The following is a 24,139-nucleotide window of genomic DNA, read 5'->3' as shown; positions in this document are numbered from 1 at the left end:
TAGATGAGCCTTTTGTTTTGTAGAAATGTTTGGATTTGCCTAGAGCAGGGCTGATCCGATTGAATTATTTATACAGCATAAGGAATTTCCTGACTGGCTTTTGCATATTCTTCGATCAGGTATTCGAACAAATGATAAGAGATAGGAGCTAATTTGAACTCACGAACACATTTTTGTTCCTTGATTAGATAGAGTCCAGCTTCTCTTTCTTTTCCCAGAAAATCAGCAATAGAACGGTGCTCGCCTACTTGTAGATGAAGCACAGAAATTCCAGCTTTTCCTGATTTCATATACCTGTCCAAATGCCTCTTTAATCTGAGAGAATCATGATTCCCCTCTTCATAAAAATGTACCAAAATAGCTTTATCGCTATTGTACAGGTTTGTGAATTCTGGATAAGAAATACGCTTGATCATTGTTTAATATTTAGAAAGTGTTTTTAGCACGGTCCTAAATTGGATAGATGTAATCTTTATTAGTGCCTGAATTTGCTATCCTAGTTTTGTGCCAATTATTTGGAGGCAATCCTATACCTCCACATAAACCCCTATAAAACAAGTACTTATGCCCGAAATATTCCTTTAGGTAATTTGAAGAAAGTCCGAAAATGTGTCATCCATGACACACAATTGCAATAAAAACAAAGAAATTATGATCAAAAAGAATATTAATCCCTGTAAACCAACAAGATAAGTGTATCACACATGACACATATTGAATTTAAAGGCAGCAAAATAGGAGAAATACAGCGGAGAGTGTGTCATACATGACACAGTGCTTATTTTTCCTGCTTATCCAGGAGTTGAGAGGGAAGGCTTTCTTTGGAAATGGAGTATTTTTCCATGAGCCGATAAAAAGTTTTTCGTGAAATTTTGGCTTTCATAGCAGCCTGGCTCACATTCCCATTTGCTTCAGCCAGGTATTGGAGTAAAGCTTTTCTTTCGAAGTTCGCCACCATCTTTTCCCTACTCTGAATCAAGCCATCTCGCAATTGGAAAGGAGTCTTTACATTTTGGACGAAAGCAGGCAAATGGATGGCCATAATCATATCCGACTCACACATGATCACCGCCCTTTCGATCACACTTTGAAGCTCACGCAGGTTTCCGGGAAAATGATACGCACTCAGGAGTTCGACAGCATAGGATTCGATTCCGCTCACCTTTTTGTTGAGTTTGATTACAGCTTTTTTGAGAAAGTGATGGGTGAGTAGAGGTATATCTTCCTTCCTTTGTCTGAGAGGAGGAAGTTCTATGGTAAACGTATTGAGTCTGTAGAATAAATCCTCGCGGAAGGTCTTCTCCTGAATCTGCTCTTCCAGATTCCGGTTGGTGGCAGCAATGATTCGTGTTTTCACGATCTTGGTTTCCGTCGAACCCACTGGCCTGACTTCTCCAAATTGAAGATACCGTAAAAGTTTCACCTGCATTTCCAGGCTTATGTCTCCAATTTCATCTAGAAAAATAGTACCCCCATCTGCAGCTTCCAGCAGGCCAATTTTATCCTGTACGGCTCCCGTAAATGCGCCTTTTTTATAGCCGAAGAGTTCACTTTCCAGTAATTGCGGAGAAAAGGCAGTACAATTGATTTTTAAAAAAGCCTGATCCCGATAGGCACTCAAAGATTGAAGAGCCTGGGCAATCACCTCTTTCCCCGTTCCTGTCTCACCTACAATCAGAACCGTAGAATCAGTAGGTGCTACTTGTTTGATCATTTGGTCCACCTGTTTCATGATCGGATTGGAGCCAAAAATCAGTTGATTGCCTCCGGAGAGGTTTATGCTGGATTTGAGTTGTTGGTATTTCTTCTCGAGAAATTTCTTTTCCTGTCTTGCCTCCAGCAGAGCCCAGATAAACTTTGCCGCCACACCTCCAATCACACGAATGCTTGGATCATCGATCTTTTCCAGTTCTTCCCAAATCTCCTGACTCCCACTGGCATTTACGATCATATTGGGATCAAATTGGGGATCGTAAAGAAAAACAGATAGATCCCGGGCAGCCGGATAGCCCATTTCCTGTGCCCTCAGCATTCCCAGAGCTTTGGTATCTCTATCTACCATCCCCAGGACTTCAATGCTGGGATCTTCATGAAAGAGTTCCAACAAAGCAGTTCCGCCTTTACCGGCTCCTATGATTATGACCTTGGCCAGATGATTCATAATGCTGTAAAAATGCGATTAAAATTGATGATTTCTTAGTCAAAGCTTCTTCTTTCCCTGACAAAGCTGAGGATATTCGATTTTTTGAATATTATTTCTAAATAAGGAGGATATAGGTTTATGCTAATACAAAGATTATTCCTTAGCTTGTAGCTTATTTTTTAACGTCGTCGCTCAAGTCGTCATTCGATCTACAACTATTACTTTAGGCTATGCGCAAACTTCTACCCTTGCTAGTGCTGGCAATGTGCCACTTTTTACTAGCTTTTCCCCAAGACAATTTCACAGTTAACTTTCAGTCTACCCAGGTAAATTTCCCTGAAAACATCCAGACCTATCTTCAGACAGGAGATTTGGACCAGGATCAGGTTGGTAGCAGGACATATCGCTATCTGCAATTCTATAAAATCCCGAACAGTCAACAGAGAAACCAAATGCAAAGTCGGGGCATAAAACTCCTGGATTATATCCCGAACAAAGTTTACCTCGCATCTCTCCCTTCCAATGCAAATCCTTCCTTTTTGTTGAATGGACTTGGTATCAGGAGTGTTTTGAAACCCGGATTTGGAGAAAAAATATCTTCAAGGCTAAGGGCCGGAGACCTTCCTTCTTATGCCTTGAATGGGAATAAGATTGCTTTAATCCTGCATATTCCTTCAGACCTTTCTCTAAGTTGGGCCAAGAATGAGTTAAGGCAAGCAGGCATTGCTGTATCCAGTCAGGAAAGGGGGCGCAAATACATTGAGGTTGAAGTTGATATTCAAGCTTATCCTCAATTGGAAGCGCTTCCTTATATCACCTTTATAGAACCCATTCCTTCTCCTCCTGTGGCAGAAGATTTTCGAGGAAGAGCCCTTCATAAAGCCAATGCTATTAATAGTCTCGCGCCTATGGGCAGAAAATATGATGGCGAAGGGATCAGCATTCTGGTCAGAGATGATGGTGCACTAGGTCCTCATATCGATTTTCAGGGCAGATTAAACAGTCAATTTCTTACTGGTGGAGCTGATGGAACACATGGAGATGGGGTAGCAGGAATTATGGCTGGCTCAGGAAACCTCGATCCTCAGGCACAAGGTATGGCGTCTGGTTCCGATCTCTACGTTTCTCGATATTCTCCGAGCTTCATTGAAATGAATAATCTCCATTTCAATCAGGGAGTAGTTATCACAAACTCTTCTTATAGCGATGGCTGTAATGATGGATATACCTCCACAACCGAAACAGTAGAATTTCAAACCCTCAGCAGTACCGGGCAATCTCTTTTACATGTCTTTTCAGCAGGTAATTCCGGCAACTCTGATTGTGGATATGGAGCAGGGGCCAGATGGGGAAATATAACCGGGGGTCATAAGATCGCCAAGAATGTGATTGCTACGGCCAACCTGGATACAGATGGTTCGCTCATGGCTAGCAGTAGCCGTGGCCCAGCTTCAGATGGCCGCATCAAACCTGACCTGGCTGCAAATGGCAACAATCACCTCTCAACTTCTCCCGGAAATGCTTATTCTCCCTTTGGGGGAACTTCAGGAGCAGCTCCGGGTGTAGCAGGAGTAGCTACCCAGCTTTACCATGCCTACAGAGAATTGAATGCTGACACCTTACCCAAATCTGGTTTGATAAAGGCCGTCATGCTCAACTCAGCAGATGATCTTGGAAATAAAGGACCTGACTTTAGATTTGGTTGGGGAAGAATCAATGCTTTCAGAGCTGTACGAATCCTGGAAAACAGGACCTGGCTCTCTTCCAGCATTGAGCAGGATAGTAGCAATACACATTTATTGAAAGTGCCTGCGGGGGTAAAAGAAATGCGGGTCATGACCTATTGGATGGATCCTGCAGCAAGTACCCTTGCTAGTACAGCCCTGGTAAATGATTTGAATACAAAATTGAATCTGCCATCCGGAAGTAGTCTTGATCCCTGGATTTTGGACTCAAATCCTAATCCATCTAATCTGAATAATCCGGCTATACGGGGAGTAGATTCGCTCAATAATGTCGAGCAGGTAACGATTGAAAATCCCGCCGCTGGAAATTATGTCCTGGAAGTTCATGGACACAGCCTCGCTCAAGGACCTCAGGAATACTATGTGGTGTATATGTATGTGCTGGATGATATTACTGTTACCCATCCGATTGGGGGTGAAAATCTCGTACCGGGAGAGGATGTTCGTATTCATTGGGGAGCCGCTGGCGATCAGGGCAATTTCATTATCGAATATTCTGAGGATGAAGGGGCAAGCTGGAATCTGGTTGACAATCAAGTGGCAGGCTATTTACGCGTATATGATTGGCAAGTACCCGCTAATATTACCGCTAAAGGGTTGATTCGGGTGAGTCGCGGAAGTCAAGCAGGTCAAAGTGAATTCCCTTTCCATGTTTTGAGCATACCGCAGGATTTGAATATCATTCAGACTTGTAATACCAATATCAAAATCCAGTGGGATAGCGTTGCAGGTGCTACCGATTATGATGTCTTCTTATTGGGAGCGGTGACTATGGATTCCATAGGAACAACCAGCTCCACGGTATTTGATATTCCGATTAGCAATGCATTTGCTGACTATTGGATTGCTGTACGTGCAAGGTCTAATGATATCATCGGAAGGAGAACCGTAGCTATTGAGCAGATAGGAGGTGTTTTCAATTGCCCCAATGGAAATGATCTTCAGGTTCTATCCATAAATACTCCCTTACAGGCAGGATATCCGGCTTGTTCTAATGATGTTCCGGTAGAAATCACCCTTTTCAATGCGGGTATTTTCACCCAAACAAATTTCACGGTTCGCTACCGCATCATTGGCACCAACAATACAAATGAAACCTTTACCGATACCCTGGATCCGGGAGAAATAAAAACCTACCGATTTACTACTCCCTTTTCACCTCCACAGGCAGCAGGCACCTATGTATTCCGCTCCAGTCTGAGTGTATTTGGGGACCAGAATACCGCTAACAACTTTGTCGATCATACCCTAACTATCAACGGTAATAGCTCCTTTGCCGGTCCTTATACTGAGGACTTTGAATCCTATACACTCTGTGCAACAACTATAGATTGTGGGGGTACCGTTTGCCCACTTGGTAACGGCTGGACCAATGCAGAAAACGGACTTGCTGATAGCATTGACTGGAGGGTTAATTCAGGGTCAACCCCCAGTGTCTTTACAGGACCCTCAGAAGACCATGCCCCTGGAAATCCCGGAGGCAGCTATCTATATCTGGAATCCTCAGGTGGCTGTAACTTCCGTGAAGCAAAATTGCTCAGTCCCTGTATCGACATCAGCGGTATGACAAAACCTACTATGAGTCTCTGGTACCACATGTATGGAGAGGATATGGGAGAACTCCATGTTGATGTATTCAATGGATCTGACTGGACGGAAAGTATAGCCTTCGTTTCCGGAAATCAGGGCAATGCATGGAGAGAGATACAAATTCCTCTGGATACCTATGCAGATAGTACGGTCAGTATACAGATAAGAGGGATTACGGATATTGATTTCAAGGGCGATATGGCGATAGATGACTTTAGTATCTTTGAAGCAGCAGCCACACCGACTGCTGAGTTTGTTTCTGATTTTAGCACAGTTTGCCCGGGAGGCTTGGTCAACTTCACTGATGCAAGTGATCTTGATCCCAATAGCTGGAACTGGTCCATCAGCCCTGCAAGCTTTAGCTTCACAAATGCCACGAATAGTGGATCGCAGAATCCTGCAGTAATCTTCCAGGATTATGGATTCTATACTGTCAGTCTGAGCATCAGCAATCCTTATGGTTCAGATAGCATTGTGAAGCAACAATTTATCCGTGTAAGAGATGGAGAGCAATTGCCCCTCTCAGAAGATTTTGAAAGTATCAATTTCCCTCCGGACCAATGGTCACTCTTTAATCCAGACCTACGCGATACCTGGGAAAGTCGGGTAGTAACAGGAAGTAATGGACAGCCTAGCAGAGCCGCATTCGTAGACAACTTCAACTACAATGCATCCGGTAGCCGCGACGGATTGAATAGTTGGGTAGTTGATCTCTCTACTGCCATAGAACCATATCTCATCTTTGAGTATGCCTATGCTCGCCAGACCACAACACAGTCAGAAGAATTGGAGATTTTGATTTCTAATAATTGTGGGGAAAGCTTTAGCCAGGTAATATTCAACCGATCTGAATCCGCCCTTCTAACTGGTGGCAACCAACTAAGCTTCTGGACGCCCTCCTCGACTCAATGGGATCAGGTGAATCTTGATCTGAGCGCTTTCATAGGAGATGTCATTGCCATTCAGTTTGTAAATATTAATGGGAATGGAAACAGTATGTTCCTCGACAACATTCTGATCCAGGATTTGCAAGAAGTCAATCCCGTTGCAGCTCTCACCTCTGATGTGCCTATGATTTGTCCTGGTGAATCCTTTACCTTCTCGGATACTTCTGCAGGAAACAACCTGGATTATTCCTGGAATTTCGGGGCCGATGCGACACCCAATGCTGCGATTCTCCCCGGACCTCATCAGGTTCAGTTCAATACTCCCGGCATCAAACAGATAATCCTGAGTATTAGCAACAGCAGCGGAACGAGCATTGACACCCTGGAAGTAGAGGTCTTGCCAGAGGTTGTTTCTGCCTTCCAGTTTGCCCTGGAACCTGACACCAGCTATCAGGCCTTCACCTTCACCAGCCAGGCTCAGAATGCGGATCAGGTCAGCTGGGACTTTGGAGATGGAACTACTGCCACAGGTAGCCCCGTTACCCATACCTATACCGTCAACGGCAACTACAGCATTCAGATGATTGCAACAAATAGCTGTGGAAATGATACGAGTGTACAGCAATTGGACATCTCAAATGTAGGTCTTGCTGACCTATACCCAGGTTTGGATATACAGATTCAGCAAAATCCGGGTGATGGCTTATTTGGATTGAAGTTGGAAGGAGCAGAAAGGATCGAACAAATGGACTTCACGGTGATGAATCTACAGGGACAAAGATTGGTAGAGTTCGAAATGGCTCCCTGGAAAGGCGAATTGCAGCGGAAAGTTGATCTCCGAAAGTATCCCAAAGGAATTTATTTCATGCAAGTTCAAGTGGGTCAATTGACGCATAGCATCAAATTGATCAGACAATAAGAGATTACTTGTTAAAAAGCCCTGATAGTAAATTACTATCAGGGCTTTTTCATCTAGAGTTCATTAAGTGTCAATCCTTTCGGGGCCTTCAATTCTTTATCATCCATGTCATACATATTGATAAAGATAATCACAGGTTTTTTGCCTCCTTTCCATTTCACCTCATAGCGATCCAGGAGGCCGCCGCCCATGAAACCGTTTTCAGTTTTAAAGGCGCAACAGCTACCTAAGCGTTTATAAGAAATCTCTTCTCCATTTGGACCAGCCAGGGCATTGAGATATCTCTGCTCGTTTTTAGGCCCTTCGCTATTTGTTGCTCCGCCTACCTTTATTGGATTCTTTTCGGAATAGCCATAGGTCCCATCTTCAGAAATGCCGAAAAGCTTAAAAGCATTGGAATTTTGAAGAGTTGGTTTAACAAGCTTCCCTGACTTGACCTTGGAACTTGAACTTTGGAGATTTTTGCTTCCTTTACAGGAAAACAACAAAAATGAAAATAGAATTAATGGAAGAATGAATTGTGTTTTCATAAGTATGTGATTGAGGTTTTATTTAAGGATCGTAAAAAATTTCTCAATCCACAAATTCTTATAAAATCTACAGACTTTTCTTAGGAAAAAGGGAACATATGAGAAGATCCGGCTATTAAAAGAAAGTTCTGTCAGAATTTAGATCCTTGCCACGCAAAAACCCTCATCTTCCCACAGTCCTTTTTTATTTCCTAAAACCAGCTCAACAAATAAATAGTTCCCACCAAAGACCAGATTATCCAGGGAGCGATCAATACCCAAATGAATCGCAAACGAGCTTTTCGCAGAAGTTTTGGCTCGTGCTTTTTGACATACCTCAAGACTTTTATGGAGATTCCTAAGGACGCCACATAAAAGCCAATAGCGAGCAAAGCAAGTATAGCAAAGCCACCTGAACTCGCCATAAAAATTGTAATAGAAGCAGCGACCACACTTAGCCAGCTAAATAAGGAAGCTCGCCGAAATTCTGATTGCGGATCATAGGTTCTTGCTCGCTTATTTTTTTTTATCCTGCTTTTTTTCTTAACCTTCCGTAATTTTTCATTCTGCTTGTAATCAACTTCCTGGAAGTTTTCATACATATATTTAGGCTCCTGCTGGGCAGCAGAAAGGTTTGGGACATAAATCAAACCGAAAAGAAGGATAGATAGCAAAACTTTCATAGCTATTCAATTACGAATAGCCTAAGGTAAGAGGGTAAGAGTAGGCTTATTATGATTTTTATCAGCGATCAGTCTGACTTAAAAGAAGTCTTTTGACAAAAGCTACATCCTCGCCCGGCAAAAAGCTTCATCTTCTTGCATGCCTTTGATCAAATCTTGCAGGGAATCAAATTTCTTCTCGCCCCGGATGTATTCTAAAAATTCTACTCGAATTACTTCTCCATAAATATCCCGATCGAAATCCAGGATATTGACTTCATACGAGCGATCAAATTCTCCTACCGTAGGCTTTACTCCTATACTCATCATCCCATAGAAGCTTTCATTCCCTACAAAAGTCCGCACAAAATATATCCCATCAGAAGGGATTAGCTTCAATTTGTCCAGGGGATCCATATTGGCAGTTGGATATCCCAGCTTTCGTCCCATTTTTTCTCCATGAATGACTGTTCCAGAGAAACCATAGTCATAGCCCAAATAGGTACGCGCAGTTGTGACATCTCCTTCGAGCAATGCATTGCGGATCTTGGTACTGGAGATATTGGCATCGTCTATTGCCTGTGCTGGTATTTCCTCCACCTCATAATTGAGGGCTCGGGAATACTGCCTCAATTCCTCGATTCCTCCGGTTCGATTTTTTCCAAAATGGTGGTCATAACCAATCACGATATGAGAAATACCTACCTGCGCAGAGAGAATGTCTCGGATAAAGGATTTGGAACTGGTGCGGGAAAATTCTTTGGTGAAAGGAATGAGCAATAGTTTATCCAATCCCATTTCCTCCAGCATCCTGATCTTCTCATCCAGGGTATGAAGAAGTCGAAGGGGATTATTTTCAGGAAAAATCACCAAACGAGGATGGGGATGAAAGCTAATCAATAAGCTCTCCCCGCCTTTTTCTTTGGCAAGTGTTTGAATTCTGTTGAGGATGGTTTTGTGTCCCAAGTGCAGTCCATCGAAGGTTCCGATGGTAGCTACCGTATGTTCACCTTTTTCAAATTCCTCCAGGGAACGATATACTTTCATTGCTCGTCTTAATCGAGGACAAAGGTAGGTTATTTGAGCATTAATCGGAAGCCTTGACTTGCTCCACAAAGTCCTTTATTTCCCATGCATCTTTCAGGAGATGTGGACCTATTCTCGTACGTTCCAATTCTCTCATATAGGCTCCTACTCCTAGCTTTTGACCCAAATCATGCACCAGAGATCGGATATAGGTGCCTTTGCTACATACAATCCGAGCATCAAATTCAGGCGCTTCTGTATCGGTATCTAACAAGCCAAAGGCATAAATGTGAACGTCTCGCGGTCTTAATTCTAGCCTTTTTCCCTGACGGGCAGCCTTGTAAGCCCTTTGTCCATCAATCTTTACCGCAGAATACATAGGAGGAATTTGAACGATTTCTCCCATAAAGGATTCTTCTATTGCCTTTGCTACCTCCTCTCTGGAAATATGAGAGGCGTCTTGTATCTCTCCTTCCGGTAGCTCGGCATCATAGGAAGGAGTCGTCGCACCAAATTTCATGCGAACGATATACTCTTTCTCCTGGCCCTGAATTTCATTGATGGTCTTGGTATGCTTACCGGTGCACAGAATCAAAAGGCCCGTAGCCAGGGGATCAAGGGTACCAGCATGTCCGACCTTTTTGATCCGTATGGTATTACGCACCTTTTTGACCACATCAAATGAGGTCCATCCCTTTGGCTTATTAAAAAGGAGGGTTTGGCCTGCCTGAAAGTCCAGCATCTTCGATCAGGATTGTGCCCGCAATTTTTGTGAAAGCTCCTTATCATATTTGACGTAGATAGCCAGGAAAGCACTACGCGAAGCTCTCAAGATAAGGGGCATCAGCAAAGGAAGCAGGATAAACATAGTAATCACGAAAGTCTCAAAGGGCCAATCGAGTACTACATAAATCAGAACAAAAAGGGGAATTATCCAGGCGAAATTGAGGGCATAGCTCACATAAGTAGCTCCAAAATAAAAACCCGGTTCAATCACAAAATCCTGCCCACAAGCAGGGCAATTTTTGTTCATGGTACCCATTTCTTTGAATGCATAAGGATTGGGGTTTTTATACAACTTTCCTTGCCTGCATCTTGGGCATCCTAACTTGAATATATTTAAAAATCCTCCGGCCATAAGTTTATTTTCTGTGTGTAAAACTAAACAAAATGCATCAATACATTATTTCTTATCTTGCTTTTTATAAAGCTCATTTCACTTATGAAATCTATCTACTACCTATTATCCGTTTTTTCCCTTTCGATGCTTCTAGTAGCATGTCAGCCAGCCCAGCAAAAAGAGGCGATGGAAGCTGATGTCAAAGTTGAAAAAGAGATTCCTGAGATTCAGCATAGACTCAGCAGAGATCAAACCCACAATAAATTCAGTAGTACCATAGAACCTGTTTTACGGGTTTCCTCGGGTGCGGTTATAGAAGCTTTTACAGAAGATGCGAGTGATGAACAATTATTGGCAGAGGCTGATTTAGAAAGCCTGGCAAAACTGAGTTTTGAGCCGATACATCCCATTACGGGTCCTGTATATGTGAATGGAGCAGAAGTCGGCGATGTGCTAGCTGTTACCCTGCACGAGATAGAAGTAGGAGATTATGGATGGAATGCTATCACCCCCGGTTTTGGCTTTCTGGCAGAGGAGTTTACAGAGCCCTATATCAAAACCTACAAGTTTGAGAAAAACAGTACACATGTCGCTTTCAATGACAAGATAAATATTCCGCTTGCCCCATTTCCTGGTGTAATGGGGGTAGCCCCAGCTACAGAAGAAATGCTCAGTACAATTCCCCCTCGCGCCAATGGAGGCAATATGGACGATCCCAATATGGTAGAAGGAACCACCGTTTACTTTCCTGTATTTGTGGAAGGAGGCCTTTTTTCTATCGGAGATGGTCATGCTGCACAAGGCCTGGGTGAGGTTTGCGGAACTGCCATAGAAGCACCATTACGAATTGTATATGAGATCGAAGTCCTCAAGGGCAAATCGATAAAAGAGCCTCAATATGAAACGGATGATTATTATGCCGTAACTGCTTTCGCTCCAACTATAGATGAAGCCAGTAAAAAAGCCGTTCGCTATATGATCGATTACCTGGTGGCGGAGCATGGTCTCAATCGAAATGAAGCCTATGCTCTATGTTCATTAGCAGGTGATCTTAAGATTGCTGAAGTAGTGGATGTTCCCAATATGTTGGTGACTATGCATATGTCCAAAGAGGTTTTGGGGATTTAGAGAACCCACCACCTCAGGCCCACACTCCCTTATTCGCATGGAATAAAGGAGTGCGCGCAGGCCATTTATCAATAAGTGATGCACTGTAGGGGCAGATGATCATCTGCCCATTTAAGCTTGAGGAAAACGGGCTTATAGCGCAAGGGTCCCAGAAAATTTTCCCGCATTTTTGAAACCTTTTTCATTTATATTTGTATGTACAAACATTAGTCTTATTTTTGAGACCTCATGGAAGAACGATATACTTCATATCCCACCTGTCTGTATTACTCGGCCAATGCTTTGTCTCGCATCATGACAAAAATGGCAGATGAGGCCTTTGCCCCTACAGCTTTGTCTTCTTCCTATGCCTTTTTACTCATGACGGTAAATGAAAGTCCGGGCATCAATCCCAAGGATATCAGCTGTCGGATGAAGTTGACTCCTTCGACGATCACCCGCTTGATTGAGAAAATGGAGTACAGAGGTTTTTTGGAAAGAAGGCAATGTGGGAGAAATACAGAAGTATTTCCTACCAAACAAAGTCAAAAATTGGTTCCCCTGATTCAGAAAGCCTGGGATGATCTTTATGAGAAATACGAGGAGATTTTGGGCAAAGAAGAGGCAAGAAAGTTAACGGCTGCTATTCATCAGGCGCAATTGAAACTGAACGCATAAATTTTTTTGCATACTTATTTGTATGTACAAACAAAACCTAAGACAATCTTTCAACAACAATTAATAATTAAGCTATTTCAATGAAATTATTCAGTCAATACACGCTCGGAAAGCTTGAGTTGAAAAACAGGGTAGTCATGGCTCCCATGACTCGTTCCCGCGCTATCAACAATATCCCCAATGCGCTCATGGCACAGTATTATGGTCAAAGGGCAGGAGCAGGACTCCTGATCACAGAAGGTACGGCTCCTTCGGCCAATGGACTTGGCTATGCGCGCATTCCGGGTATTTATAGTGATGCGCAGGTCGAAGGATGGAAGTTGGCAACCGAAGCAGCTCATGCAAAAGGAAGTAAAATCTTCCTGCAAATCATGCATACCGGACGCATTTCTCATCCCCTGAATATGGAAGATGGAACGGAAGTCCTCGCTCCTTCTGCAGTCGCTTTCGAAGGAGAAATGTACACAGATCAGGAAGGCCCCAAAGCCTATCCCGTGCCCAAAGCGATGAGCCTGGAGGAAATTGCGCAAGAAAGAGACTCCTACATTTCAGCAGCAAAAAATGCGATTGAAGCAGGCTTTGATGGCGTAGAAATTCACGGAGCAAATGGATACCTCGTGGATCAGTTCCTCAATACCGCAACAAACAAAAGAACGGATGAATACGGAGGAAGTATAGAGAATAGAAGCCGCTTTGCATTGGAAGTAGCTAAAGGAATTGCAGAAGCTATCGGCGCAGAAAAAACAGCTATCCGTCTTTCTCCTTATGGTGTATTCAACGGCATGGAGATTTATGAAGGAATCGAAGACAGCTTTGAATACCTGGCGAAAGAATTGAGCAAACTTAATCTTGTATACGTGCACCTGGTTGACCATTCAGCTATGGGCGCTCCTGAAGTTCCCGCATCTATAAAAAGTAAAATCAGAAATGCCTTTGGAGGAACATTGATCCTGAGCGGTGGCTACGAAAGAGCGCGTGCAGAAGCGGATTTGAATGCTGAGGATGGAGACCTGATTGCATTCGGGCGACCTTTCCTCACAACTCCGGACCTGGTTTATAGACTGGAAAAAGGACTTGCCCCCAATGAGCCTGACATGAATACTTTTTACACTCCTGGCGAAAAAGGATATACAGATTATCCCTTTGCTGAGGAGAACATTTCGGCCTAATTGATTGCCCCATTTATATATGCCGGATAGAACGATATGTTCTATCCGGATTTTTTATTCCGTAATTTATGGCTCTTGAAAGCAAATCCTATCTATGAAAAAACTACTCTGCATCCTTTTAAGCCTATACAGTTTCTCTCTTTTTTCCCAAGAAATGACTTATGGGACCCAATATCAGCTCAGCTCTGAAATTTTGGGAGAGGATAGGACCTATTGGGTTTATTTACCTGGCTCCTACAATGATCCCAATTGGGGAAAGGAATCCTATCCAGTCATATATGTACTGGATGGAAAATCAGCCTTCTTTCCTTTATGCGGAGTGGTTGATTTTATGGGAGGCAGGGAAAGCGTGAACTTTCAGATTCCGGAAGTGATAGTAGTAGGAATAAATACTGAAAAGCGGGATCGCGACCTTACCCCCAATCCTACTACAAAAATGCCGGATGGAAGAGAAGCTCAGACAGAAGCTCAAAAATTGATGTTTGCCAGAAGTGGGGGTGGCGAAAATTTCTTGCGTTTTCTCACAGATGAACTTTTTCCCAAAATCGAATCAGACTATCGTACCCTTCCCTATCGGGTCTACGTAGGGCATTCCTTAGGAGGCCTGACTTCCAGCTATACGTTACTCAAGCATCCCGGAATTTTTGACGGTTACATGGCTATAGATCCCAGTCTTTGGTGGGATGGTGGAAAGTATCCTTCGGAAGCTCAGCCTGATCTTGAAGATTTTAAAAGCGAAAAGGTCCAGAGATTTTACATGAGCGTGATTGACACCAGCGGATTTACGGCTAAGTCTTTACACGCCAAAAGTATTTTTAAGCTAAAGGATCAATTGGCCAATTATGCCCCAAATCATGTTCAATGGAAAGTGGATCATATGCCGGGCACCGATCATTCTTCCATTCCCTTGTTGAGTTGGTATCATGGCCTAAACTTCATCTTTGAGGGCTATGACCTCAATCACTATGGCTTTATGCAAAATCCGGATGGGATCAGCAGCCACTTTCAGCAACTCAAAAAAAATACGGGATTGGACATGCCCCCTCCCCAGAGTATATTCGAAATCATCAGCCACTACAGAACTGCTCCTAATCGTTTTCCGGATGCAGATGCAGCCCTTTACATCATAGAAATGGGATTAAAGCACCATCCGGAATCTCCTTTTTTGCATGAGAAATTAGGGAGGGCTTATGAAATGAAAGAGGAAAAAGAAAAGGCCATTTCCGCCTACGAAAAAGCCCTTTCCCTCAATCCTGAAAATAAAGCACTGGAGAAAAAGTTGGAAGAATTGGGCCAGGAGTAGACTCATCCTTGCCCAATTCCCCTAAACCGCGTCAACGACAATTTTATAAGTCGGATCTTCCAGTACGTTTACATCTATAATCTCTTCTGCATTTTTGAGCAGCTTTCTACAATCCGCACTCAAATGCTTGAGATGAACCTTCTTTCCTACTTTGTGATAACGCTCGGTGATTTTATTGAGGGCTTCGATGGCTGACATATCCACGACCCGGCTTTCTTCGAAATCTATGACGATCTCATCGGGATCATTGAGCACATCAAATTTAGAATTGAAAACGCTTACAGAGGCAAAAAAGAGGGGCCCGTAGATCTCGTAGTACTTTACCCCATTTTCATCAAAACGCTTTCTTGCACGTATCCTTTTTGCATTGTCCCATGCGAATACAAGAGCTGCAATTATCACCCCGATCAAAACAGCAAGCGCCAAATTGTGAAGCACTGCAGTAACCAGGGTTACCAGAATCATAACGAAAATATCAGATTTGGGCATGCGCTTGATCGTACGCAAACTGGCCCACTCAAAGGTTCCGATAGCAACCATGATCATCAGGCCTGTCAATGCCGCCATCGGCAATTGCTCGATGAGATTCGCCCCAAACATGATGAAAACCAGTAGCATCACAGAAGCTACAATTCCGGAAAGACGAGCTCTGGCACCAGAAGAGATATTGATCAGGCTTTGACCGATCATTGCACAACCTCCCATACCTGAAAACAATCCGGAAAGTATATTCGCTGCACCCTGAGCAACTGCCTCCTTATTTCCCCTACCCCTCGTTTCTGTAATCTCGTCAATGATATTCAAGGTCAACAGACTTTCAATCAAACCTACCCCAGCCATAATTCCTGCATAGGGTACTATCAGAATAAAGGTTTCCAGGGTAAAAGGAACGCTCGGAAAATGAAAGGGAGGAAATCCCCCTTGGATGGAAGCCATATCCCCCACCGTTTTTGTATCGATGCCAAATGCTACAACGATTCCAAAAATGGATAATATTGCTACCAAAGAAGCAGGAATTGCCTTGCTGAGCTTGGGAAGCCCCCAGATAATCAACATCGTTAACAATACCAATCCCAATAGTATATAAAGAGGCGTACCGCTCAACCAGGCACCGCTCTCATCTTTAAATTGATCGAGCTGAGACATGAAAATGATAATGGCCAATCCATTCACAAAGCCAAAGATCACCGGATGAGGTACCAGACGCATCAGCTTCCCTAAACGCAAAAAGCCTGCAGCCATTTGGAGAATACCCGCAAGGATCACGGTAGCAAATACATATTCTACTCCATGCATCAGCGCCAAAGAAGCAATCACAACAGCTACTGCACCCGTGGCACCAGAGATCATTCCCGGACGGCCTCCTAAAATCGAAGTAACCAGCCCCATCATGAAGGCAGCATATAGCCCTGTCAAAGGGGAAAGTCCTGCAATGAAGGCAAAAGCCACCGCTTCAGGAATCAATGCCAAAGCGACTGTTAAGCCGGAAAGAATCTCGATTTTATAATCGACTTTCTGAGAAAGATCAAAGAGATTGAGATATTTTTTCATGCAATTTTAGACATAAATTTGACGATCACAGATTCAAAATCTGCAATTCTAGTTCAATTTGTTGCGATGAAGTAGGAGACTAAATACTGAGAAAAATTGGGTCTGATTTTCCCATTGTGAAAACAGCTTGCGAAGCTAGTACTTTTTATAGAATATCCATGCTTTCTGTTAGCTTTTCTGAAAAAAACCCCAACCTCTTTCTTTGATTATCTGTATGCTTATAAAAAGCTTAGCATATTCCAACACAAATCCGCTACTACAATGAAAAATTTCTGCTATTCCTTTGCATTTTTCCTCCTAAGTATCTGCTTGATTTCGCCCGCCCATGCCCAGTTCAAATTTCCACCCCCAAGTTCTAAATCAAAACTATCGACCCAAGTGGGTTTTGCCCAGGTGGAGATCGAATACGAAAGGCCTTCAGCAAGAGGAAGAAAGATTTTCGGAGGTCTGGTACCCTGGAACGAAGTCTGGAGAATGGGGGCTGGATATTGTACACGAATTCGGCTGAGCCAGGAAGTTCAAATTGGAAAGCAAAGAGTTCCAACCGGAAGCTATTCCATCCATTCTATTCCCAATCCCACTGAATGGACCATCATCATCAATGCTGACACGACTCTGTACGGAAGTTATGATTATGATGTCAAAAAAGATGTGGCTCGATTTAGCGTTCCCGTACAAGAATCCGCTCGATTTTACGAGACTTTTACAATTGATATAGATGTGGTTCCCAATAATGCCCGGATCTATGTTTCCTGGGCAAATACAAGCCTGAATTTCGAGCTCAAAACGGATACTGATGAACAACAACTGACTTACATTCAGGAACATCTCCTCTCCGAAAAAAGTCAGAATGCGGATGAATATGCCGATGCCGCTGGCTACCTGATGTACCAGGGCACCAATCTTAGAGATGCTTTGTTCCTCGCTAATAAATCTGCCAAAATTAAGGGCTCGGGTTATGCCTTTCGCATGCAAATGGAACTTTCCGAAAAATTCATGTTGCATGAGGATGCCTTGACAGCTGCTAAAAATGGACTTGAGTTCGCCAAAGTTCGGGAGCTGGATGATGAAAAATGGCGGCAGCCAGAACTGGATCAATGGCAAGCACATATCGACAGGATTTCAGCTAAACTCAAAAATTAAGGCAATTTATTTCAGAAAGCCTTAATTTACTTTCGCCCATAAAGTTTAGCCGAAATTAACATCATGAAACACACGATTCTGACTACAAGCCTCATCTGTATTTTATCAGGTCTGTTGGCTCAGGCTTCCATTTCCCTTGAATCAGTAGAAAGTCTGGAACGTGCCTTTGATCCTGCACAAATCCCTGAGATCAAAGAACAAATGAAAGGTCTTCCGGTAAACGTGATTTACCTTTGTATGGAAGATAATGCGGGTTCAAATCTTGCAAACTGGAAGGAAACTGTAGCAAGTAAAGCTAGCAATGGAGACCATATTTTTCTTCCCCGTAGCTTTGCACGAAAATTTATGGACCACTTTGAATTCAGCTATTATCCAAGCTATATATTTATTGATCGAGAAGGGAAGTTGGATAAAAAATTCATCAAACGGATTTCGGACCTTGATCTGGAAAAGCTAAAGAAAAGATTATAAGCCCCCCATTTATCCAATATTGCCTGTACCAAACCATAAACACTTAACTCATGAGAAATCTCATTTTATTCCTCTGCTTTTTCCTTTCCACCCTAATCTCTTTTGCACAAGCGCCCATTTCCCTGGAGTCAGCAGAAATAGCTGACAGAATTTTTGATGAGGCCCACAAGCCGAAAGTTAGCGGACAGCTTCTCAATTATGATGCAGAAAAAGACAAAGATCTCTTTATCAAATATGTACAAGTTCAGCTCGGCCCGGAAATGCAAGTTACCCATATGGCAGAAATCAATTCAGATGGAAGCTTTGAGTTGCAATTGGAAAATGGTCTTCCATACCAACAACTCTGGTTCTCCATAGGTGAGTACTACTATGCTGAAATTCTTGCCAATACGGATCTTATTATAAAGGCAAATCTTGATAAGCTTCGAGGCAAGGACATCAATTGGATTGCAGAAGGAGTAGAATTCTCCGGTAATGATGCAGCAGTCAATCGCTATGTAAACAAATACATTTCATTCAGAAATGAACGAGTGAAAGATCTCCAAATGGAAGAACAACAGCTCTCTATGAATAGAGAAATGGAATTAGCGGAAAAGATCGCCAGACGTAGGGAAATCAATGAGGAATATGTAAAAATTGAAGCCAAGTTTATCGAAAAGGAAGGTTCAGCCTATGCATGGCTGCTCGAAAACGAGCGTTTATCTGAGTTTTATGGTCAAATATCCATTATGCATTTCGGAAAGGAAATGGACCAAAGCCTGTTAGATGAAGTTTTCACTCATCATCCGGCACTCGTAAGCAATGCAGGACATGCCTATTACAACTACATGGGCATGATGCTTCAAGCTTTTAAAACGGATGAATTTCTCAAGAAAATTGAAAATTTCCCTTCGGTCAAAGCTTCTTTGATCAAGATGATGGCTCAACCCGAAGACCTATATCGCCGCAAGGCATTTCTGGAAAAAGTTCTGCCTGGAATGGAGGATGGTTGGGTAAAAACCCAAATGCAAAACACCTATGAAGCGGATATCAAACACATCGTAAAAATCGAGGAAAGCTTAAAAAACACTCCACCTGAAGAAGGGAAAAGCAATCTGGGTATTAACAAGATTAATTTTGGAGAAGATACACGGCTTTATTTTTCGACATCAGAAAACACTACGGACCTTATCCAAAATATCAGAGGGGCATTTGAAGGGAAAGCCATAATTCTGGATGTATGGGCGACCTGGTGTGGGCCCTGTATTTCGGATATGAAGCAAAGCAAACAGATCAAAGCCGATCTCAAGAATTTGCCCGTTGAGGTAGTATACTTATGTGTAGCAGATGGCTCATCTGAAGAGAAATGGAAAAAGAAAGTCGCCGAACTTGAATTGAAAGGAAATCACATTTTTCTCAATCGGAAATTGTCTGGGGAGCTCATGTCTCATTTCAAATTTCAAGGCTATCCGAGTTATGCTTTCATAGATAAGGAGGGGAAAGTATACCTGGATTATATCTCTGGGATCTCACGCATTGATCTGGAAGACTTGAAGAAGAAATTGTAAGAAAATGAGTGTTGAATAGACCTATTCCCAAAGCCTCTATTCAAAACACTATGCTAAAAAGCCTAAAAAAACTCCTCATCAGCCTGGGTTCATTATTGAGTGTGAGTGTCCTTTTTTGGATAATCATTCTGATGAATCCAGGCCTTTCGTATGCCCATCAAACAGAAGTGGGAAACGTCACGGTTTTCCATGATCAGCAATTGCCAGAAGGAAGTGAAGCCCTGATACAAAATGCCTATAAGCTGCTGAAAAACGCTGAGTTGTTTCAGGAAGCAATCCAGCTCCAATTGTGCTTCAATGATGGCTCCAACTTTCCTAACAGATTCCCGCTCAAAGGTGGAATAGCCTATAGCTATTGGAACAAAGCCATCATCTATCGCTCTAGACCAGAATTTCAGCAGAATCGGGCCTTCTTTAGTTGGGATGAAAATGCGGGCGAAAGTCGGTCCTGGGACTTGACAGAATTATTGGCCCATGAATTTGTGCATGTCCTACAATCCTATCACAATCGCCTTGGCCCTATCCAATACCCTGCCTGGAAGATAGAAGGCTATGCAGAATATATTGCCCGATCTAAAAGAAGCGAACTTTTAAACATCAGGGAAAACATAAATATCTTAAAACAATCCCGGGATAAGCCAGCTAAAGGCTTGCCCTGGATTAGATTTGAAGACAAGACTGGAGTGCCGCAATCCTATTTCCAATATAGGCTCCTTATCCAGTTTCTCATGGAAGGAGAAGGCATGACCTATAAAGAAATTCTAAACACGACAGAAAGCAGAGAAGAAATAGAAAAGCGAATGCTGAATCTTTAAGTCAAAAACAGATATTTCGATTACATTTTATAGCTTAAGGATACCAAAGAGGTAAATAAGCTAACTAAATCGCTATGTTTCGCACCTTCCTTTTCCTCTCATTCTTTTTTTCCCTGCTTTTCTCCTGTACAGCTACGCCCGAAAGTTCTACTTCAGCAAGTGGAACTCAAGTCATTTTCATCGGCTATACCAATCAAGCCATAGGAAAGGAAGAAAGCCTCAATAATTTCAGAGAATTCTCGGCTAAGCTGGGTCTTCCACCCGACTTTAGTACTGCAGCTAGCGATCCTCAAAATCCTGAATTCCTCCTGGCCCATGCAATGGAGAGTTTTTGGAAAAATGGAGGAAAGCAAGCTCGAATCATTTCCTGTGGGAAATATACATCTGAGGGACAAAATAAAGCAGCATCACATTTCCTTCAGGCATTGGCAAAAATTGGAACAGCCAAAGAAAATACAATTATCCTTAGTCCTGATGCCATTTTGCTCAGCGAGGGAGATTATGCAAGTCTTTCCCGAGAAATGCTCTTAAAAGCTTCTCAAACAGGTAGTTTTGCGCTTTTGGATCTTCAATACGATTTCGGAGAGAGTCCTTCTACGGCTGCTAGCCAGTTCAGGACTCAAATCGCCGGACCACACTTAAAAGAGGGAGCCGTTTACTGGCCTTATGTGAAACAAAGTAGTAGCCCCTGGATGGGCCCTTCTGCTTTAGTCGCGGGAAAAATAGCGACATTGGATGCAAGCAGAGGAGTATGGAAAGCACCTGCCGGGACGGAAGCCCTTTTCGCCGAATCAATAGAACAAAATCCTTCTACAGGAGAAATACAAAGCCTCCAAGTCCATCCTTCCACGGGAATCAGCATCAATCCCCTGAGAACGCTCCCGGGAAAAGGCATTCTTGTATGGGGAAGCCGTAGCCTGGCAGGAAATGACAATGAATGGCGCTATGTGCCAGTAAGACGATTGGCTCTACAACTGGAAATAGAGATGGATGCCCTCATGAAAATCAATAGAAACAGTCCAAATACTAGCTCCACCTGGGCCAACATAAAAACAGAGGCCCAAAACATACTTTTCGATCTATATCGGAAGGGAGCATTTCAGGGAAACAAAGCAGAGCAGGGCTTTTATGTCAAAATCGGATTAGGAGAAACCATGACACAAGTCGATATCAACCAGGGGCGAATGATTCTTGAGCTTGGGTTTGCTCCGCTTAAACCTGCTGAGTTTATTATTCTAAGGATTCAGAATAAGTAGATGAGTGTTCTAAAGAAGTTAGGCTTTCCTGCCTGGTGGTAGGTTTATGTTAGTCTTGATTCTATTGGTGGTTTTCTTCTTCTTTTCCTTAGATGAAAAGAAGCAAAAATCAAGCTGCTGCAAAGCCAACACACATTCCAGCCCCCGCACCCGATGCAGCAGCAGGGCCCCGGCGCGCTAGGGGACAGTGTTAGGGTGTTTGTGTTGATTTTCAATCGTCTTATTCTTATATGATCCCAATTGCCCTAGCCGCTGATAGCAATCAGCGGCTCTCCCTAGGCGCGATGGCCCGGCAGCGCCAATCGGGAAATGGGGCGGAAAGTGCGGCGGGTTCTTGGCGCTGCGATTTTTGACTCCAACTTTTTCTAAAAAAGATGGAAAAGAACCCCTCAAAAACATATCAAAAATTCTACTTATTAATCACAAAGTCCCTTTAACTTAGAATCAAACAAAAAAGCATGACAAAGCCAGCCCAACTAATAAAAGAAGTAGAAAACGCAAGGAACTCATTTATCCAAAGCTGCAAAAACCTCAGCCCTCAGCAATACCAATTCAAGTCAGCAGCCGAAAAATGGTCTATCCTTGAAGTAGCAGAGCATATCGTTTGGGCAGAAAGAGCAGGAGTCGTAGGCATGTGGAAAGTTTTGGAAGAAAGAAAACATGGAGCGAACTATTGGTCAGGAGACAATCCGAATGAAGGCCTATCCATAGAAGAAGTGGTAGAAAAGACCTGGAAACCCAAAGAGGAGGTTCCGGATGTAGCTCGTCCCAGATGGGGAGGGGCTTTGGCTTTTTGGTTGAGTTCTCTGGAATCCTGTAGCCATACCTTAGAGAAACTCGGGAAAGCACTAGAGGGTGAGCAGGCAGAAAAACTCATTTATCCTCATCCTATTTCGGGTCCCTTAAACATAATCCAAAGACTGGAATTCCTAGCTTTCCACCTCAATCGACATCAAAAACAAATCGAAGACATAAAATCAGCTATACATTTCCCTTCCTCATGAAAAAACCAGCTATATACCTACTACTAGCGATACTGCTATACGCTTGCGGAGATAAACCGAGCGAAAAGCAAATTTCCCAAAAAGCAGAAAAGCCCAATATCATATTCCTTATGGTAGACGATTTGGGAAAAGAATGGCTAAGCTGCTATGGGGCGGATAATATAGAAACCCCTCAGATTGATGCACTGGCCAAAAGTGGAATGCTCTTCCACAATGCCTGGTCTATGCCACAATGTACTCCCAGTCGCCTAAGCCTCTTGACGGGGCAATATCCATTTCGGCATGGCTGGGTAAACCATTGGGATGTACCAAGATGGGGAGCAGCTGCCCATTATGATGAAAGTGTCAACCCTTCTTTGGTCAAAGATTTAAAACAAGCGGGCTATAAAACCTGCATAGCGGGAAAATGGCAGATTGATGATTTTCGAGTTGAGCCAGATGCTTTGAGTAGAAATGGCTTCGACGAATGGTGTATGTGGACGGGCTATGAAACAGGAGTTCCCGCCAGTGCCGAACGTTATCAGGAGCCCTATCTTTTCACATCTGAAGGTAGCAAAACCTATGAAGGCAAATTCGGTCCGGATGTTTTTCGGGATTTCATTATAGACTTTATCGAGCAAAATAAAGACAGCAGCTTTTTTGTCTATTTCCCTATGGTTCTCACGCATACCCCTCTGGTTAACACTCCCGATGAGGTTGCAGATACGAAACTGGGAAAGCACAAGGCAATGGTTCGATATACGGATAAAATCACCGGTCAATTAGTGAAGGCTTTGGAAAAAGCTGGAGTTAGAGAAAACACCCTTTTTGTCTGGACCACAGACAATGGCAGCACCCGTGGAATCACAGGAAGTATAAAGGGCAGAGAAATTCCCGGAGGAAAAATGCGGATGTTAGAGTCAGGTATCAATTCCCCCTTTATAGCTAGCTGGCCGAAAGTAATTCCAGCGGGAAGTGAATCTGATGCATTGATTGATTTTTCAGATGTCTTTCCGACTTTTCTTGAGCTCGCAGGAGCTGAGAGTTGTGATCCCAAATCTAAGGATTGTAAGCTGCAAGGATACGATATCGATGGCCGCTCTTTCAAAGGAGTATTCACAGAAGGAGAAAATTACAAAGGCCGGGATTGGATACTTGCGATGGGTGGCGGAAACAATGCCCGAAGGACAGAAAAGGGAATAGAAAATCAATACGTTTTTCGGGACAGGGTCGTACGGGATAAACGCTATAAATTATACATAGGTCTGGACAGGAAAGTCGAAAAGTTCATAGACCTTTGGGCCGATCCCGATGAGCAAGTCAATTTGATTGATAGCCTGAATACAGCACAAAGAAGACGAAGCTTTGAGAAACTCGCTGCTTTACTCCCAAACTTTCCTCCACAAGATCAGGATCCCAAATACAAACCCAATCCCCCACAGGAATGGGATGTGGAGATTACAGCAAAGAGCCAGGAATGGAAACAGTAAACTCCATGAGCTTTTGTTGATTTTT

General features: G+C 43.1%; 20 protein-coding genes. 12 read left to right on the top strand and 8 right to left on the bottom strand.

The features are described 5' to 3' along the window. Nucleotides 1-68: 68 nt before the first annotated feature. Entirely contained in the window at nt 69-416 is a 348-nt protein-coding gene (locus R8P61_00275) for a hypothetical protein (protein ID MDW3645479.1), read from the bottom strand. Nucleotides 417-778: 362 nt separating this feature from the next. Further along, complete coding sequence (locus tag R8P61_00270) at nt 779-2,161, bottom strand: sigma 54-interacting transcriptional regulator (protein ID MDW3645478.1); 1,383 nt, start codon at nt 2,159-2,161, stop codon at nt 779-781. A 212-nt stretch (nt 2,162-2,373) separates the two neighbouring features. Here R8P61_00270 and R8P61_00265 point away from each other — a divergent pair, with 212 nt between their 5' ends. Beyond that, nucleotides 2,374-7,284: a S8 family serine peptidase gene (locus R8P61_00265; GenBank protein MDW3645477.1), complete on the top strand. Its 4,911-nt coding sequence runs from the start codon at nt 2,374-2,376 to the stop codon at nt 7,282-7,284. A 53-nt stretch (nt 7,285-7,337) separates the two neighbouring features. Here R8P61_00265 and R8P61_00260 read toward each other — a convergent pair whose 3' ends face one another. From R8P61_00260 to R8P61_00240, 5 genes are all read right to left on the bottom strand, one after another. After that, entirely contained in the window at nt 7,338-7,814 is a 477-nt protein-coding gene (locus tag R8P61_00260; protein ID MDW3645476.1) for a 2-dehydro-3-deoxyphosphooctonate aldolase, read from the bottom strand. A 191-nt stretch (nt 7,815-8,005) separates the two neighbouring features. Then, nucleotides 8,006-8,476 (bottom strand): hypothetical protein, encoded by a 471-nt coding sequence (locus R8P61_00255; protein ID MDW3645475.1) that lies wholly within the window; start codon nt 8,474-8,476, stop codon nt 8,006-8,008. Nucleotides 8,477-8,578: 102 nt separating this feature from the next. Next, nucleotides 8,579-9,502, bottom strand: a complete 924-nt coding sequence (locus tag R8P61_00250; GenBank protein MDW3645474.1) for a bifunctional riboflavin kinase/FAD synthetase — start codon at nt 9,500-9,502, stop codon at nt 8,579-8,581. 40 nt (nt 9,503-9,542) lie between these two features. After that, a complete protein-coding gene (gene truB, locus R8P61_00245; protein MDW3645473.1) occupies nt 9,543-10,223 on the bottom strand; it encodes a tRNA pseudouridine(55) synthase TruB in 681 nt (226 codons plus the stop codon). A 6-nt stretch (nt 10,224-10,229) separates the two neighbouring features. Continuing rightward, on the bottom strand, nt 10,230-10,523 hold the full coding sequence (locus R8P61_00240; protein ID MDW3645472.1) for a DUF983 domain-containing protein: 294 nt from the start codon (nt 10,521-10,523) through the stop codon (nt 10,230-10,232). A 180-nt stretch (nt 10,524-10,703) separates the two neighbouring features. Here R8P61_00240 and R8P61_00235 point away from each other — a divergent pair, with 180 nt between their 5' ends. The 4 genes from R8P61_00235 to R8P61_00220 all read left to right on the top strand — a co-directional run bounded on the left by R8P61_00235 (nt 10,704) and on the right by R8P61_00220 (nt 14,858). Then, nucleotides 10,704-11,729: an acetamidase/formamidase family protein gene (locus R8P61_00235; protein ID MDW3645471.1), complete on the top strand. Its 1,026-nt coding sequence runs from the start codon at nt 10,704-10,706 to the stop codon at nt 11,727-11,729. A gap of 228 nt (nt 11,730-11,957) precedes the next feature. After that, nucleotides 11,958-12,386 (top strand): MarR family winged helix-turn-helix transcriptional regulator, encoded by a 429-nt coding sequence (locus R8P61_00230; protein ID MDW3645470.1) that lies wholly within the window; start codon nt 11,958-11,960, stop codon nt 12,384-12,386. 80 nt (nt 12,387-12,466) lie between these two features. Continuing rightward, the gene (locus R8P61_00225) at nt 12,467-13,555 is read left to right on the top strand and encodes an alkene reductase (protein ID MDW3645469.1); all 1,089 of its coding nucleotides are present in this window, start codon (nt 12,467-12,469) and stop codon (nt 13,553-13,555) included. 94 nt (nt 13,556-13,649) lie between these two features. Continuing rightward, complete coding sequence (locus R8P61_00220) at nt 13,650-14,858, top strand: alpha/beta hydrolase-fold protein (protein MDW3645468.1); 1,209 nt, start codon at nt 13,650-13,652, stop codon at nt 14,856-14,858. A 21-nt stretch (nt 14,859-14,879) separates the two neighbouring features. Here the strand turns inward: R8P61_00220 and R8P61_00215 are convergent, their stop codons facing one another. Continuing rightward, complete coding sequence (locus R8P61_00215) at nt 14,880-16,409, bottom strand: SulP family inorganic anion transporter (GenBank protein MDW3645467.1); 1,530 nt, start codon at nt 16,407-16,409, stop codon at nt 14,880-14,882. 261 nt (nt 16,410-16,670) lie between these two features. Here R8P61_00215 and R8P61_00210 point away from each other — a divergent pair, with 261 nt between their 5' ends. The 7 genes from R8P61_00210 (at nt 16,671) to R8P61_00180 (ending at nt 24,114) form a co-directional block, all read left to right on the top strand. Next, entirely contained in the window at nt 16,671-17,552 is an 882-nt protein-coding gene (locus R8P61_00210) for a DUF2911 domain-containing protein (GenBank protein ID MDW3645466.1), read from the top strand. 63 nt (nt 17,553-17,615) lie between these two features. Continuing rightward, nucleotides 17,616-18,023, top strand: coding sequence for a hypothetical protein (locus R8P61_00205; protein ID MDW3645465.1), 408 nt, complete (start codon nt 17,616-17,618; stop codon nt 18,021-18,023). Nucleotides 18,024-18,073: 50 nt separating this feature from the next. Continuing rightward, nucleotides 18,074-19,570, top strand: coding sequence for a TlpA disulfide reductase family protein (locus R8P61_00200; GenBank protein ID MDW3645464.1), 1,497 nt, complete (start codon nt 18,074-18,076; stop codon nt 19,568-19,570). A 50-nt stretch (nt 19,571-19,620) separates the two neighbouring features. Continuing rightward, entirely contained in the window at nt 19,621-20,385 is a 765-nt protein-coding gene (locus R8P61_00195; protein ID MDW3645463.1) for a collagenase, read from the top strand. 74 nt (nt 20,386-20,459) lie between these two features. After that, the gene (locus tag R8P61_00190) at nt 20,460-21,641 is read left to right on the top strand and encodes a hypothetical protein (GenBank protein ID MDW3645462.1); all 1,182 of its coding nucleotides are present in this window, start codon (nt 20,460-20,462) and stop codon (nt 21,639-21,641) included. A gap of 458 nt (nt 21,642-22,099) precedes the next feature. Next, nucleotides 22,100-22,645: a DinB family protein gene (locus tag R8P61_00185; GenBank protein MDW3645461.1), complete on the top strand. Its 546-nt coding sequence runs from the start codon at nt 22,100-22,102 to the stop codon at nt 22,643-22,645. Continuing rightward, nucleotides 22,642-24,114: a sulfatase-like hydrolase/transferase gene (locus R8P61_00180; protein MDW3645460.1), complete on the top strand. Its 1,473-nt coding sequence runs from the start codon at nt 22,642-22,644 to the stop codon at nt 24,112-24,114. The genes R8P61_00185 and R8P61_00180 overlap by 4 nt, the downstream gene beginning before the upstream one ends. Nucleotides 24,115-24,139 lie beyond the last annotated feature (25 nt).

It is taken from the genome of Bacteroidia bacterium (genome assembly GCA_033391075.1).
GTDB lineage: Bacteria > Bacteroidota > Bacteroidia > J057 > J057 > JAWPMV01.
Note: the sequence above shows the minus strand (reverse complement) of the source record. Positions and strands in the feature narration are given on the sequence as shown.